11 protein-coding genes and 1 pseudogene are annotated in these 15,002 nt (G+C 69.1%); 7 read left to right on the top strand and 5 right to left on the bottom strand.

Annotated features, from left to right (window positions below; genetic code table 11):
• Positions 1-184: 184 nt before the first annotated feature.
• The 4 genes from EZ216_RS18695 to EZ216_RS18680 are packed head-to-tail and all read right to left on the bottom strand — an operon-like array spanning position 185 to position 3,674.
• On the bottom strand, positions 185-634 hold the full coding sequence (locus EZ216_RS18695) for a nuclear transport factor 2 family protein (RefSeq protein WP_135251299.1): 450 nt from the start codon (positions 632-634) through the stop codon (positions 185-187).
• Positions 635-656: 22 nt separating this feature from the next.
• Entirely contained in the window at positions 657-1,469 is an 813-nt protein-coding gene (locus EZ216_RS18690) for an RraA family protein (RefSeq protein WP_135251298.1), read from the bottom strand.
• A gap of 10 nt (positions 1,470-1,479) precedes the next feature.
• Positions 1,480-2,700: an L-talarate/galactarate dehydratase gene (locus tag EZ216_RS18685; protein WP_439126746.1), complete on the bottom strand. Its 1,221-nt coding sequence runs from the start codon at positions 2,698-2,700 to the stop codon at positions 1,480-1,482.
• Positions 2,697-3,674 carry a Bug family tripartite tricarboxylate transporter substrate binding protein gene (locus EZ216_RS18680; protein ID WP_135251297.1) on the bottom strand — a complete coding sequence of 326 codons (978 nt, stop codon included), beginning with the start codon at positions 3,672-3,674 and terminating at the stop codon, positions 2,697-2,699. Before EZ216_RS18680 ends, EZ216_RS18685 begins: the two co-directional genes overlap by 4 nt.
• Before the next feature lie 81 nt (positions 3,675-3,755).
• Between EZ216_RS18680 and EZ216_RS18675 the strand changes: the two genes are divergently transcribed.
• The 4 genes from EZ216_RS18675 to EZ216_RS18660 all read left to right on the top strand — a co-directional run bounded on the left by EZ216_RS18675 (position 3,756) and on the right by EZ216_RS18660 (position 9,353).
• Complete coding sequence (locus EZ216_RS18675; protein ID WP_135251296.1) at positions 3,756-4,754, top strand: LacI family DNA-binding transcriptional regulator; 999 nt, start codon at positions 3,756-3,758, stop codon at positions 4,752-4,754.
• 528 nt (positions 4,755-5,282) lie between these two features.
• Positions 5,283-6,782 (top strand): metallophosphoesterase, encoded by a 1,500-nt coding sequence (locus tag EZ216_RS18670; RefSeq protein WP_135251295.1) that lies wholly within the window; start codon positions 5,283-5,285, stop codon positions 6,780-6,782.
• A gap of 5 nt (positions 6,783-6,787) precedes the next feature.
• Positions 6,788-8,860 (top strand): CHAT domain-containing protein, encoded by a 2,073-nt coding sequence (locus EZ216_RS18665; RefSeq protein ID WP_135251294.1) that lies wholly within the window; start codon positions 6,788-6,790, stop codon positions 8,858-8,860.
• A 4-nt stretch (positions 8,861-8,864) separates the two neighbouring features.
• Positions 8,865-9,353, top strand: a complete 489-nt coding sequence (locus tag EZ216_RS18660) for a hypothetical protein (protein ID WP_135251293.1) — start codon at positions 8,865-8,867, stop codon at positions 9,351-9,353.
• Positions 9,354-9,414: 61 nt separating this feature from the next.
• Here EZ216_RS18660 and EZ216_RS18655 read toward each other — a convergent pair whose 3' ends face one another.
• On the bottom strand, positions 9,415-10,347 hold the full coding sequence (locus EZ216_RS18655; protein ID WP_167772959.1) for a glycosyl hydrolase family 18 protein: 933 nt from the start codon (positions 10,345-10,347) through the stop codon (positions 9,415-9,417).
• A 773-nt stretch (positions 10,348-11,120) separates the two neighbouring features.
• On the opposite strand from EZ216_RS18655, the gene nirB reads away from it, so the two are divergent.
• From nirB to EZ216_RS18640, 3 genes and pseudogenes are all read left to right on the top strand, one after another.
• Positions 11,121-13,643 carry a nitrite reductase large subunit NirB gene (nirB, locus tag EZ216_RS18650; RefSeq protein WP_135251291.1) on the top strand — a complete coding sequence of 841 codons (2,523 nt, stop codon included), beginning with the start codon at positions 11,121-11,123 and terminating at the stop codon, positions 13,641-13,643.
• 149 nt (positions 13,644-13,792) lie between these two features.
• A pseudogene (nirD, locus tag EZ216_RS21870) lies at positions 13,793-14,125 on the top strand (nitrite reductase small subunit NirD); the annotation flags it as partial.
• A 28-nt stretch (positions 14,126-14,153) separates the two neighbouring features.
• Positions 14,154-14,999, top strand: coding sequence for a formate/nitrite transporter family protein (locus EZ216_RS18640; RefSeq protein ID WP_135251289.1), 846 nt, complete (start codon positions 14,154-14,156; stop codon positions 14,997-14,999).
• The last annotated feature ends 3 nt before the right edge of the window (positions 15,000-15,002 follow it).

The raw sequence follows: 15,002 nt of genomic DNA, 5'->3' as shown, positions 1-15,002 counted from the left end.
TGGTCTTCTTCTCCGCATCCACACTCCTTCTGCTTACGCAGGGTAGCGTGTTGCATTGACCGGTTGAATCCGCCGCCGAAAGCGGTCATGTTAGCGGCTAGAACGAGCGGAGGCTGCTTGGTCGCCTGCCCGGAGTGGGAACGGCCGAAAGACAAACTTCGCCCACCGAAACAGCGGCGCCGCGCTACTCGCTCTTCAGGTGATAGCCCCGGCCCGCGTAGTCGAAGTCGAACAGCTCGTTGATCTTCACGCCCTTGTCCGCCGGCGCCGCGTAGTACGCGCGAATCTCGGCGATCTTCCCCGTGTCGGGATCGAAGCGGTACCACTCGTCGCCGCGCAGCGCGGTGCCGCTCTTGTTCTTCCAATGTGTCCACTCGATCACGGCTTCGGGGCTGTCGTGGCCGACCAGGATCTTCTCGATGGTCCACTGCGAGCCGAGTTCGCTCACGCACCAGATCCACTTCTTCGCGATGGTGTCGGCCGTGCGCCAGGGAATCTCCGGCAGGCCCGGCGGGAAGTAGTGCACCGCGTCCGGCGTGAAGCAGTCGACCAGCGCCTGGTAATCGGCGTCGTTGCAGGCCTTGAAGTAGCGGCGGATCAGGGCAGCGTGGTCGGCGGGGGTGAACTTCGGCATCTCGGTTGTCTCCTCGGGTTCCTTAGGCCGCGGGGCCTTGCGGCTCGATCTCCGGCTGGCCTGCGGCCAGCCAGGCCTGGTACTCGGCGCGCGTCTTCTCGCTGGGCGGGTACACGCCCCACAGGGGCTCGCCCGCCTTCACGCGCATGGCGAGGTAAGCCTCGATGCCGTCGCGCTTCTCGCACAGGTCGGCCATCTCCTGCGCCCACTGCGCCGGGATGATGGTGATGTTGTCGCCGTCGCCGTGCACCACGTCGCCTGGATACACCGCCACACCGGCGCAGCCAATCGGGACGTTGAGGTCGGCCACGTGGTGGTACGAGAGGCGCGTGGTGTTGGTGACGCCGGTGCACCAGACGGGGAAGTCCATGGCGGCCAGCTCCTGGCCGTCGCGGAAGCTGCCGTCGGTGACCACGCCGCGCGCGCCGCGCATCATCATGCGCGTGACCAGCATGTTGCCCATCGAGGCGGCACGGCCGTCGCGGTTGCTGTCGATCACCAGCACGTCGCCGGGCTGCAGCTGCTCCACGCCCACCCACTGCAGGTGGTCGTGATGCGGCTGCGTCACCAGGTTGCCGTACGCGTCGATGTCCTCGCGCGCCGGGATGAAGCGCATGGTGTAGGCACGGCCGGCGAAGGGTTTCGTCTTGCCCAGCGGCGTGATGCCATGCAGCACCGGCTGGCGGATGCCCTTGATGTACAGCTGCGTGGTCAGCGACCCGGCGGTGCAGCGCGCCAGGCGCTCCAGCACTTCGTCGGACACGCGCGGCTGCGGCGGCCGCTTCGGGATGTCGCCGGCAGGCAGCGGGGGCGGGTGGTTGAAGAACTGCGTCATCGCGGCAACCTCAGGGACGCTTGCCGAACTCGGTCTTCTCGGCGCGCCAGGCGATGGCCTGCTCCGACAGCGAGAAGCCCAGGCCCGGCCGGTCGGGCACGTGCATGCGGCCGTTCTTCAGCTGCAGTTGCTCGTTGAAGAGGGGGCCCAGCCACTCGAAGTGCTCCAGCCACGGCTCGATGCCGTAGGCCGCCGCCAGGTGCAGGTGGATCTCCATCGCGAAGTGCGGCGCCAGCTTGCGGCGCTGGTACTCGCCCAGCGCCATGATCTTCAGGAAAGGCGTGATGCCGCCCACGCGCGGCGCGTCGGGCTGGATGAAGTCGGTGCCCGCCATGATCAGCTGCGCGTGCTCGTCGAAGCTGGTGAGCATCTCGCCGGTGGCGATGGCGGTGTCGAAGCGCTCGGCCAGCTGGCCATGGCCTTCGAAGTCGTGCGCGTCCAGCGGCTCCTCGATCCACGTCAGGTCGAAAGCCTCGAACTGGCGGCAGGCGCGCGTGGCCTTCTGTCGGTCCCACTGCTGGTTGGCGTCCACCATCAGCGGGAAGTTGTCGCCCAGCAGTCTGCGCACCTCGCCCACGCGCTTGACGTCGATGCCGAGGTCGGGCTGGCCTACCTTGATCTTGATGCCGCCGATGCCGCTCTCACGCGAGGTCTCGACATTCTTCAGCACCTGCGGCAGCTCGGTGTGCAGATAGCCGCCCGAGGTGTTGTAGCACTGCACGGAATCGCGCTGCGCGCCCAGCAGCTTGGCCAGCGGCAGCTTCGCGCGCCTGGCCTTCATGTCCCACAGCGCGATGTCGAAAGGCGAGATGGCCTGCGTGGTCAGGCCGGCGCGGCCCATGGAGGCGCCGGCCCAGATCAGCTTGGTGAAGATCTTCTGGATGTCGTTCGGGTCTTCGCCGATCAGGTTGGGCGCCAGCTCCTTGGCGTGCGCGTACATGCCGGGGCCGCCCGCGCGCTTGGAGTAGCCGAAGCCGAGGCCCTCGTGGCCGTCGCGCGTGCGGATCTCCGCGAAGATGAAGGCGATCTCGGTCAGCGGCTTCTGCACGCCGGTGAGCACCTTGGCGTCGCTGACCGGCGTGGCCAGCGGCAGGTACACCAGCGACAGCTGCACCCAGTCGATGCGGTCCGCGCTGTCGGCCGCGGTGCGCGCGCCGGCGGCCACCTTGGCATAGGAAACGACGTTGGATTCGACGGCCATGTCCAGGCTCTCCTTGGGTTCGATCTTCATTCGGGTTTGATGCCGGCGGTCTGGATGACCTTGGCCCAGCGGTTGATCTCGTCCTGCACGAACCTGGTGTAGTCGGCCGACTTCGACGCGACGACGACGAAACCATTGGACTCCAGCTTCTGGCGCGCGGCCGGTTCGTTGAAGGCTTTCACCATGGCCGCTTCCAGCTTGTCCACGATGTCCTTGGGCGTGCCCTTGGGCGCCGACAGGCCGGTCCACGACACGGCGGTGAAGCCAGGGTAGCCCGATTCCGCGATGGTGGGCACGTCCGGGAACAGCGGGTTGCGCTGCGCGCTGGTGACCGCCAGCGCGCGCAGCTTGCCCGCCTTCACGTGCGGCAGCACGGCGTCCTGGTTGGTGAACATCAGCGGGATCTGCCCGGCCAGCACGTCGGTGAGCGCGGGCGCGCCGCCCTTGTACGCGATGCCCACCATGTTCAGCCCCGCCACCTGCTTCAGGTATTCGGTGGTCAGGTGGCCCGACGAAGCCGTGACCTGCCCGTAGTCCACCTTGCCGGGGTTGGCCTTCACGTAGGCGATGAATTCCTTGAACGTCTTCGCCGGGAAGGCGGGGCTCACCACCAGCACGTTCGGGCCCGCGGCCAGCTGCGAGATGTGCACGAAGTCGCGCATCGAGTCGTAGTTGGGCTTGGGCGCGCTGAAGCCGTGGATGACCGCGTTGCTGCCGATGCCCGACAGCAGCAGCGTGTAGCCGTCCGGCGCCGACTTGACCACCTGGTCGGTGCCTATGGCGCCGCCCGCCCCCGCCTTGTTGTCCACCACGAAAGGTTGCTTGAACTGCTTGCCCAACTCCTCGGCGATGGCGCGTCCCATGATGTCGCTGGTGCCGCCGGCAGGGAAGGGCACGATCAGTTTCACGGGCCGGCTCGGGTAGTCGGCCTGGGCGAACGCGGTCCAAGGCGCGCCGCAAGCGGCGGCGGCGACGGACGCGGACAGCAGGGTGCGTCTGCGCATGGTGTCTCCTGTGTGAAAGCGCTTTCATATTATCTTGAAAGCGCTTTCATCGGCAAGCCCCTTCTGCGACAATGGCCGGCCATGAAGCCCCGCTCATCCGTCCGTATGGCCGACGTCGCGCAAGCCGCGGGCGTCGCGCCGGCCACGGTGTCGCGCGCGATCAACGAGCCCGACAAGGTGGCCCCGGAGACGCGCGCGCAGGTGGAAGCGGCGGTGCGCAAGCTGGGCTACGTGCCCGACCGCACGGCCAGCAGCCTGGCTTCGTCGCGCTCGAAGATCGTGGGCGCCATCGTGCCCACGCTGGCCAACGTCTGGTTCGCGGAGACGATGGAAGGGCTGGCGGCCGAGTTGGGCAAGGCCGGCTATCAGTTGATGCTGTCCCAATCCAGCTATGTCGCGCGCACCGAGGCGGGCCTGATCGACGGCTTCCTCGGCCGCCGCGTCGATGCGCTGGTGCTGACGGGCGCGCTGCGCGACACGGCCACGCGCGCGAAGCTGCGGGCAGTGAAGCTGCCCGTGGTCGAAACCTGGGACCTGCCCGCGCGGCCGGTCGACATGGCGGTTGGGTTCTCCAATCAGGAGGTGGGCGCGGAAGTCGCGCGGCGGCTGCTGAAGGCGGGGCGGCGGCGCATCGCTTTTCTTGGCGCCGATGAACATCGCTCACTGATGCGGCGCACCGGGTTCGAGCGCGAACTGCAGGCCGCGGGCCGGCCGCTGATCGCGTCGGAGTTCACGCAGCCGCCTTCGACCATCGCCGCGGGGCGCGTGCTGATGGAGCAGCTGGTGGCTGCGCATCCCGATGTGGATGCCGTGTTTTGCGGGAACGATTTCCTCGCCATCGGCGCGCTGATGTGGGCGCGCGCGCATGGGTGGGATGTTCCCGGACGGGTCGCCGTGGTGGGCTTCTCCGATTTGCCGGTGGCCGAAGCCACCTGGCCGCCGTTGACCACGGTGAAGGTGCGGGGGGCGGAGATGGGGCGGCGCGCCGGCGAGATGGTGCTTGCGCGGCTGCGCGGTGAGGAGCCTGCGCGCAAGTCGGTGGATGTGGGGTTTGAGTTCGTCGAGCGTTCGACGCTCTGAGTTCGCGGGTCTTGACCGGTGCGGGCGCGGCGGGTGGCGCCTGTCGCGGCCTCATGCTCCAGCGGCCGTGCTTCGCTGCGCTCGCACAGGCTTCCCGCCGAATCGGCCGGGCCCGGGACGGCCGGCGCAACTCGTTGCGAGCTACGCTCGCCACTCAGACACTCACCGGAGCTAGAGGACAGTCGCATCACGCGCTGTCGCGCGCGATGCTGTCCCGGGCCCGGCCGATTCGGCGGCGCTTCCAAAATCGGCCGCGCCAGGCGCCACCCGCCGCGCTGGAACGAGCGTGCGGGTGCGATGAGGGCTCGTCACCGGCGGCGCGATCCAAGTGCGTCATCCCCGCGGAGGCGGGGATCCACGGCTCCCACTCCGCGCGCGCCGGGAAAGCGGAAGCCGTGGATTCCCGCCTTCGCGAGAATGACGCCGAAGGACGCACCCCCGGACCGCTGCCGATGACTTTTCCCGCCCGCGCGGCTAGCATGCCTCGCACATAAAGACGCGGCCCAAGCAGGCCGCGGAGGGGGGAACATGAATGTCGGCGGCATCGTCGTCGAGGAGGCGTGCGTCGTCTCCGACCTGCATCTCGGGGGCCAGGCCCCTTTCCAGATTTTCCAGCAAGGCGCCGCGCTCGCCGCGCTGATCGACGATCTGCGAAGCCGGGCCGCGCCGGGCGCGCGCAGGGCCTTCGTCATCAACGGCGACTTCGTCGACTTCCTGGCCGAGTCGCCTTCGCTGCATTTCGATCCCATCGGTGCCGGCACCAAGCTGCGCCGCATCGCGGCCGATCCCGCCTTCGCGATGGTGTTCCAGGCCTTGCAGCGGTTCGTGCGCCAGCCCGGCTGCCTGCTGGGCATCGTGCTGGGCAACCACGACATCGAGCTGGCGCTGCCCTGGGTGCGGCAGGAACTGCAGGATCTGCTGTGCGGTGCCGATGAAGCCGCCTCGGGCCGCATCGCCTGGGCGCTGGACGGGCAGGGCCTGCTGCTGCGCATCCACGGTCCCGACGGCCCCCGCGTGCTGTGCACGCACGGCAACGAGGTGGACGGCTGGAATGTGGTGGAGCACGAGGCGCTGCGCAAGATCGGGCGCGCCGGCCAGCGCGACCAAGCGCTGGACCTGGACTACAAGCCCAACCCGGGCTCGCGCATGGTGGTGGACGTGATGAACGCGGTGAAGCGCCGCTTCCCGTTCGTGGACCTGCTGAAGCCGGAGACGGAAGCGGTGATCCCCATCCTCGGGACGCTGGACCCGTCGCTGCTGAAGAAGTTGAGCGACATCGCGGAATTCAAGGTGCGCAAGGCGGCCAACGATGCGCGCATCGCGGCCGGGTTGCTGGGCGATGACGGCCGTGAAGCGCTGGCGCCGCAAGAGGGCGCGGCGTCGCTCCTGGTGCAGCCGGCCGCGTTGAAGGCGGCCACGGCCGGCGAGAAGCAGGCGGCGGGCCGGCAGTTGCTGGACGCCGCCGAGGAACGCCTGCAGGCCGGGCACGCGGCCATCGACCTGGTGGAAGCCGCCGAGCGCGGCGTGAGCCTGGGCCTGTGGAGCACCGCCGTGCGCTACGCCACCAGCGGCGGCGACAAGGTGGAAGCCTTGCGCGGCCGCCTGCGCGACCTGGCGAAGGACCGCTCGTTCGAGCTGCAGGACGAGGACGAAACCTACCGCGGCTTGTGCGAGAGGGTGTCGCCTTCCATCGACTACCTGGTGACGGGCCACACGCACCTGGCGCGTGCCATCACGCGCGATTTCCCGCGCTCGTACTACTTCAACACGGGCACGTGGGCGCGCGTGTTCCGGATGGATCCCGCGGTGCTGGAGGCACCCGACGCCTTCCGCGGCGTCTACACGGCGCTGGGCGCGGGCAACATCGCCGCGCTGGACCGCGCGCCCGGGCTGGTGCCGGTGCGGCCGCACTACGCGGCGTTCTGGTGCGACGCGGCCGGCGGCACGCACGGCGAGCTGCGGCAGGTGAAGGACACCGCGCCGTTCGCTTTCGAAGCGGTGCCGGGCACCTCGTTCTCGAGGAGCTGAAAGCCATGCGCACCATCACCCTCGAGCTGCTGCGCCACGGGCCTTCGCACAACCAGCTGCTGTCGCCGCTGACGCCCTACCTGGCGCTGTGCGACAACCACGCGCCGGTCACCGTCAACATCCCCTTCGAGCACAACCAGTTCCTGCACCGTCTCACGGCGCTGACCTACGAGTTCGGCGACAGCCGCATCGCCGACGAGCAGCGCAAGTTCCAGCTGCAGGACACCGGGCGCGAGCTGAGCCGCATCCTCTGCGCCATCCCCGGCCTGACGGCGGAACTGAACCGGCATGGCGAGGACTCGAACGAGGCCATCCACCTGCGGCTGGTGCTCTCCGCTTCGGAACTCGCGCTGCTGCCTTTCGAGCTGGTGCTCGCGGGCAACGGCTCGCCGGGATTCGGCCAGCCGCTGCTGTTGCAGAACGAGGCGCCGGTCTGTCTCACCCGCGAAACGCGCCGCGTGCGGGAACCGCAGCTGGCATGGGACGCCGACGCGAAGGTGCTGTTCGTGTGCGCTTCGCCGCCCGGCCTGGCGCCGGTGCCGGTCGATGCGCACCTGCTGGCGCTGCGCCGGGCCGTCGATCCCTGGGTGGGGTACTTCCGCAAGGGCGACGACGCGGCGCGCCGCGGCCGCGTGGAAGAGCGCCTGCGCGTGCTGACGAACGCCACCATCGACGACATCCAGGCCGCGTGCGCCGAAGGCGAGTACACGCACGTGCACATCCTGGCGCACGGCGTGACGCGGCCCGACGGGTTCGACCTGCGCTTCGGGCTGGCGCTGCACGCGCCCGGCAACGGCGGCGGCATCGACGTGGCCGGCGGCGACCGTCTCGCGTCGGCGCTGCGGCCGCTGCTCAAGCCGGGGCGCGACGGCTTCGCGCGCCCGCTGGTCGTCACGCTGGCCAGCTGCAACGCGGCCAACCAGGGCTCGGTGGTGGGCGCCGGCGCCAGCATCGCGCACGCGCTGCAAAGCGCGGGCATCCCGCTGGTGATCGCGGGCCAGTTCCCGCTCGGTTTCGCGGGTTCGGTGGAGCTGGTGGAGACGCTCTATGACGGCTTGCTGTGGGGCGCCGACCCGCGCGCGCTGCTGCTGGACCTGCGCCGGCGCATGCACGTGCTGTACCCGCAGCGGCACGACTGGGCGGCGCTGACCGCCTACGCCTCGCTCGCGCCCGACTTCGAGCAGCAGCTGCGGCGCCTGCAGGTGGAGCGCGCGCAACGCGCCCTCTACACGGCCATGGACCACGCCGACAGCGTGCTGACCGAGTTCCTGCCGGCCTTCGGCGGCAGGTCCGATCCGCCGCCGGACTGGACACCGGCGCAGAAGGACCAGGCTTTCCAGGCGGCGGTGCAGCGCATCGAGCAGCCCTGGCAGCGCATGCAGCGGTTCGCCGCGGAAGCGGGCAGCGAAGTGGAGATTCGCGGCCACCTCGCCAGCCTGGCCAAGCGCCGCGCGGAGCTGGTGCTGCTGGCGCTGCGCCTGATCGGGCTGGACGAAGAGGAGCAGGCACGCCGGCGCGAGGAGTGCCGCGGCTTCCTGGCGTTCAGCCGGCGCATGTACGCCGAATGCTTCGCCATCGACCGCGACGCGGCCTGGGCCGCGGTGCAACAGGCGTGCCTGTCGCTGCTGCTGGAACCGCAGGAGCAGGACGGCTCGCAGGCATCGCCCGTGGCGGCGGGGCTGCGCGAGAAGGAAGTCGCCGGCCTGTGGAAGGCCGCGTGGTTCCAGTCGCTGCTGGACGCGCAGGGGTCGGACGCGCGGGCCGGCTGGGCGCTGGGCAACCTGATCGAGCTGCCGCTGCTGGCCGTGCTGATGGAATTGCCGGCCGACGAGGTGCTGGGTGCCGGCACCGGTGCCGGCGTGCGCTCCGAAGCACGCTGGTTCGCCGAAGCCGAAAGCCGCGTCGACGAACTGGTGCGGCGCGCGGGCGAATTCGATTCGCAGGACTACAGCACGTACTGGCAGCTGCAGCGGTACGCGTTCTGGTTCGACGACATCAATTTCCGCTTCGGCCGGGTCGTGCAGCACGCGCGGGCCCTGCTGGCCCGCATGCCCACGCCGCGGCGCTCCCGGGAGTGAAGCCATGAACAGCGCCGACATCCTCTGGTTCAAGACGCAGTTCGCGCCTGCCATGCGGGCGGCGGTGGCGGGCACGCCGCTCACCGCCGACTTCCTCACCGCCATCGCCTGCCAGGAGACGGGCTCCATCTGGGCCCGGCTGCGGCGCGACGGCCTCGCGCCGGCGCTCATCGCGTCGCTGTGCGTCGGCGACACGCTGGACGACGACCGGGGCCGCAAGGCTTTCCCGCGCAACTACTTCCTGGACCGCGAGTGGGCGACGTTCGAAGGCTCGCTGCGGTGCTGCGTGGACGAGCTCCGGCGCGCGCTCGACCGCCTGGGCTTCGCCACCCGCGTGGCGCTCACCGACCTGGAACTGGCCGCCGTGGGCATCGCCTACAACACCGGCGGCTACAACCCCGCCAAGGGGCTGAAGCAAGGCTACTTCGACGGCCAGCGCCATTGCGGCGAAGCCGTCTTCGACTACCTGCGCGCCGCGCATTCGGCCGGCTGAAGTCAAAAAGGCCCGCACCGCCTGTGGGCGGATGCGGGCCTGGTCGCGGTGGGGCGCGTGCTTACAGGATGCCGCGCATCGTCGAACCCCAGGTGTTGCCGCCTTGCAGGTTCAGCTGGGCGTTCCAGCAGAACGCGCCGCGGATGTTCGGGTGCGCCGCCTTGATGGCGTTGTATTCGCGGATGCAATCCTGCAGCGACGGGCCGTTGCTGTAGTTGGCCGACAGGCCGATCACCACCTGCTCTTCGCCGATGTCGGCGATCCAGTCGTTGGTGCGCGTGGCGATGAAGCCGTCGGCGTTGAAGCCCGACCAGTCGTAGTACTGCGGGGCGGCCCAGGTCAGCACGCCGGCGTCGTGCATGGCCTTGAGCATCGCGCGGTCGTCGGGCGAGTTGGGCTGCGGCGGCGCGGTGATGGCGAAGTCGGCGCCGAACATGGCCTTCAGCTGCTGGGCGATCCAGATCATCTCGGTGGCCGACGAGCCGATGTTGGCTTCGAAGTTGTTGAAGTCGCAGCCGTCCACGCCGCCCAGGTTGTCGTGCATGACCTTGAACGAGTTGACGAAATTCTGGCTCTGGGTGCGGTTGGCGAAGTTGAAGCCCTGGCCGGCGCCGCCCACCGTCAGCAGCACCTTCTGGCCGCGCGCGCGGCAGGCCTGGATGTCGGCCACGGGCACGTCGGCGTAGTTCTCGAACCTGAACGAGCCGTCGCCGTTCGGCTTGGCTTGGAACAGGTAGATGACGTTGAAGTCCGTCGGCACGTCGGTGATGCGGTAGCCCTGCGTGTCGTACGCCGTGAAGTAGCAGCCGAGCACCTTGGCGGGGAAGGACGAGCCGCCCGCGCTGGCCACCGAGACGCCGGTGGCGGTGGCGTCCAGTGCAGCGCTGCCGGTGCCGCCGGAAGAGGCACCGTCGCCGCCACCGCCGCCACCACCGCAACCCACGAGGGCCAGGGCCGCAGCAGCAGAGCCGGAGATAAAGAGACGTCGTTTCATGTTCAGCTTTCCGTTGAAGGTGGTCATGGGGCCGGTGGGCCTTGCGAGGACCTGTTGGCAGATGAGCTGGTCACTTCGAAAACGGCGGGCCCTTGGGTCCCGGCGCGGCACAGCGGTTGAACCGTCTGCGCAGAAGCACTCAGCGCGAAGGACCGGACTATGTCGTCCGGCTCCTACATCCGTGTAGGAGAGGCACTACAGCCGTAACCGAACATGAGCTTGGGAAATCCGTGACGGGCGTCACGGCTGCGCGTGGCCGAGCCAGCGGCTTGTAGGAGCAGGCGTACGCGCTTGTAGGCGCCTGCCCCTCTGGCAGAGCACCGCTGCTCGGCCATTCCGATGCGGGCCGCTGCCTCAGCCGTGAGGTGTTGTTCAGGCGGGAATCGCTGGCTCAGCAGCGCGCAACGGTCCAGTCAATCGTTACGTTTTCGTTGAGCCAGGAGGCCGTTTCCGTGCTGGTGGCTCAACCATACGGTGCCGTGCACCCCGCGCGTGCGTGATGCACCAACGGCGGTGTGGCTCATCCATTCCAGTGCACGATCGCGGCGCGATCCCGCTGCGATCCAGGCCCGCGGCATTGGCACGGTGCTTGCGACACCGACGGCGTCTGACCTCGGAAGACTGCGGCACCCAGCGAAGAGCTTCGGTGCCACCCGCGCACAACGGCGTGCGCCCCCAGATGCACAGCGCCGTGCATCCAGGAGACCGGGTCGGCGGTGATCCCTCCGCGCTCGCGGCCGGGAGGCCGCCTGCAGCAGTTGGGGGAAATCCGCATGAAGATCGTCGTCGTGGGCCACGGCATGGTGGGCCACAAGTTCCTGGAAAGCCTGGAAGAGGCGGGTGTGCCCGTGCAGGTCACGGTGCTGTGCGAAGAGCCGCGGCCCGCGTACGACCGGGTGCACCTGTCGGAGTTTTTCGCCGGGCGCAGCGCGCAGGACCTTTCACTGGTGGAAGAAGGCTTCTTCCAGCGCACCGGACACGCACTGATGCTCAATGCGCGCGCCACGGCCATCGACCCGCACGCCCGCACGGTGGCCACCAGCACCGGCGACGTGCTGCCCTATGACAAGCTGGTGCTGGCCACCGGCTCCTATCCCTTCGTGCCGCCGGTGCCGGGCAAGGACCGGCCCGGCTGCTTCGTCTACCGCACGATCGAAGACCTGGAAGCGATGCGCGACTTCGCGGCGCACTGCGCCAGCGGTGTCGTCATCGGCGGCGGCCTGCTGGGACTGGAATGCGCCAAGGCGCTGCGCGACCTGGGCTTGCAGGCGCACGTGGTGGAGTTCTCGCCGCGCCTGATGGCGCTGCAGGTGGACGAGGCGGGCGGTCGCACGCTGCGCCGCAAGATCGAGGCGCTGGGCGTGGGCGTGCACACGTCGAAGAACACGTTGGCCATCGAGGACGGCGAGCACTCGCGCCACCGCCTGCGCTTCGCCGACGGCACGCAGCTGGAGACCGACATGCTGGTGTTCTCCGCCGGCATCCGCCCGCGCGACGAGCTGGCGCGGCAGGCCGGGCTGGCGCTGGGCCCGCGCGGCGGCGTGGCCATCGACAACGAGTGCCGCACCAGCGACCCGCACATCCACGCCATCGGCGAGTGCGCCGCTTGGAACGGCAACGTGTACGGCCTGGTGGCGCCGGGGTATGAGATGGCGCGTGTCGTGGCGCGCCAGCTGGCGGGGCAGGAGAGCGCCTTCGCCGGCGCCGGCATGAGCACCAGGCTGAAGCTGCTGGGCGTGGACGTGGCCAGCATCGGCGACGCGCAAGGCGCCACGCCCGGGTCGCGCAGCTGCCAGTACAGCGACGAGCGCCGCGAGACCTACAAGAAGATCGTCGTATCGGGATGCGGCAGGAAGCTGCTGGGCGCGGTGCTGGTGGGCGACGCCGCCGAGTACGGCACGCTGCTGCAGATGGCGCTGAACGGCATCGCGCTGCCGGCCGCGCCCGAGTTCCTGATCCTTCCGCAGGCGGATGGCGCCGCCCGCCCGGGCCTGGGCCCGGACCTGCTGCCCGATGCGGCCGTGCTGTGCTCGTGCAACAGCGTGACCAAAGGCCAGGTGTGCGGCGCGGTGCGCGAGGGCGTGGCGGGCATCGGCGAGATCAAGGCCTGCACCAAGGCCGGCACCACCTGCGGCGGTTGCGTGGCGCTGGTGACGCAGGTGATGAAGGCCGAGATGAAGAAGCAGGGCCTGGCCGTCGACAACCACGTCTGCGAGCACTTCGCGCATTCGCGTCAGGAGCTTTTCCACCTGATGAAGGTCGGGCGCATCCGCACCTTCGGCGAGCTGCTGGCACGGCATGGCCGCGGCCTGGGCTGCGACGTCTGCAAGCCGGTGGCGGCCAGCATCTTCGCTTCGTGCTGGAACGATTTCGTGCTGAGCCGCGAGCACGCCTCGCTGCAGGATTCCAACGACTACTTCCTCGGCAACATCCAGAAGGACGGCACCTACTCGGTGGTGCCGCGCATGCCCGGCGGCGAAGTGACGCCCGACGGCTTGATGGCCGTGGCGCAGGTGGCCAAGAAGTACGGCCTGTACACCAAGGTCACCGGCGGCCAGCGTGTGGACCTGTTCGGCGCGCGCGTCGACCAGCTGCCCGCCATCTGGGAAGAGCTGATCGCGGCCGGCTTCGAATCGGGCCACGCGTACGGCAAGGCGCTGCGCACGGTGAAGTCGTGCGTCGGTTCCACCTGGTGCCGCTACGGCGTGGGCGACAGCGCCGGCCTGGCCGTGGAACTGGAGAACCGCTACAAGGGCCTGCGCGCGCCGCACAAGATCAAGTTCGGCGTGTCCGGCTGCACGCGCGAATGCGCGGAGGCGCAAGGCAAGGACGTCGGCGTCATCGCCACCGACAAGGGCTGGAACCTGTACGTCTGCGGCAACGGCGGCATGAAGCCGCGCCATGCCGAGCTGCTGGCGCAGGACCTGACGAAGGCGCAGCTGGTCCGTCTCATCGACCGCTTCCTGATGCTCTACGTGCGCACGGCCGACCGCCTGCAGCGCACCAGCACCTGGCGCGAAAGCCTGGAAGGCGGCCTGGACTACCTGAAGGACGTCGTCGTGAACGACAGCCTGGGGCTGGCCGCCGAGCTGGAAGCCGACATGCAGCACGTGGTGGACACGTATGCGTGCGAGTGGAAGGCCGCCGTCACCAACCCGGAGACGCGCAAGCGCTTCCGTCAGTTCGTCAACACCGACCAGCCCGACCCGCACGTGGTCTTCGTCACCGAGCGCGGGCAGATCCGTCCCGCGCGGCCCGAGGAACGCGCCGCCCGCGCCGAACAGCAACCCGCCTGAAGGAGAAAGCGATGTCTCAAGCCATCCCCGAGAGCGTTCGCGCCGAGCGCCATCAAACCGTTCTCGCTGGACACCACCAAACCGTTCTCGCTGAGCTCGTCGAAGCGCCTGCCCAGGCTTCGACAAGCTCAGCCCGAACGGGACTTGGCGCCTGGCAGCGCGTCTGCGCCGTCGGCGACATCCTGCCCAACACCGGCATCTGCGCGCTGGTGGGCGGCCGCCACGTGGCCGTCTTCCACGTGGACGGCGGCGACCAACCCATCGAGCGCCTCTTCGCCATCGACAACGTCGACCCGCATGCCAATGCCAGCGTGCTGTCGCGCGGGCTTGTCGGCAGCCTGGGCAACCGCGTGGTCGTGGCGTCGCCGCTCTACAAGCACCACTTCGACCTGCGCAGCGGCGAATGCCTGGAGATGCCCGAGCGCTCCGTCGCCGCGTACCCGGTGCGCGTGGAGGACGACGCCGTCCTCGTCGCGGTCTGACCCTCTTCCCCGAACCAGGAGCTTCCCCATGGCCTACCTCGCGCCTTCCGAATTCGTCAGCAAGATGATCGACGCCGGCGAATCCAAGATCTTCATGTCCACCCGCGACACGCTGGTGCGCGCCTACATGGCCGGCGCCATCCTGGCGCTGGCCGCGTGGTTCGCGGTCACCATCAACGTCAACACCGGCCAGCCGCTGCTGGGCGCGGTGCTGTTCCCGGTGGGTTTCTGCATCCTGTACCTGTTCGGCTTCGACCTGCTCACCGGCGTGTTCGTGCTGGCGCCGCTGGCGCTGATCGACAAGCGTCCCGGCGTCACGCTCAAGGGCGTGCTGCGCAACTGGGGGCTGGTGTTCTGCGGCAACTTCATGGGCGCGTTCACCGTGGCCGTGATGATGGCCATCTACGTGACCTACGGCTTCTCCACCGAGCCCAACGCGGTGGGCAAGGCCATCGGCGTGGTCGGCGAGAACCGCACGCTGGGCTACCAGAAGTACGGCGCGTCCGGCATGCTGACGCTGTTCGTGCGCGGCATGCTTTGCAACTGGATGGTGTCGGCGGGCGTGGTGGGCGCGATGATCTCCACGCACGTCAGCGGCAAGGTGATCGCGATGTGGATGCCCATCATGCTGTTCTTCTACATGGTGTTCGAGCACTCCATCGTGAACATGTTCCTGTTCCCTTCGGGCCTGCTGCTGGGCGCGCACTTCACGATCATGGATTACCTGATCTGGAACGAGATCCCCACCGTGCTGGGCAACCTGGTCGGCGGCCTGGCGTTCACCGGCCTCACGCTGTACGCCACCCACGCGCGCACCGCGCCGAAGCGCGTGCCCGCCGCCGAAGCGCAAGGCGTGCTCAAGCGCGTCGCGTGAAGG

The sequence above is a fragment of the Ramlibacter humi genome, from assembly GCF_004681975.1.
GTDB classification, from domain to species: domain Bacteria; phylum Pseudomonadota; class Gammaproteobacteria; order Burkholderiales; family Burkholderiaceae_C; genus Ramlibacter; species Ramlibacter humi.
The sequence above is the reverse complement of the archived record's forward strand: the minus strand, read 5'-3'. Positions and strand labels throughout refer to the sequence as shown.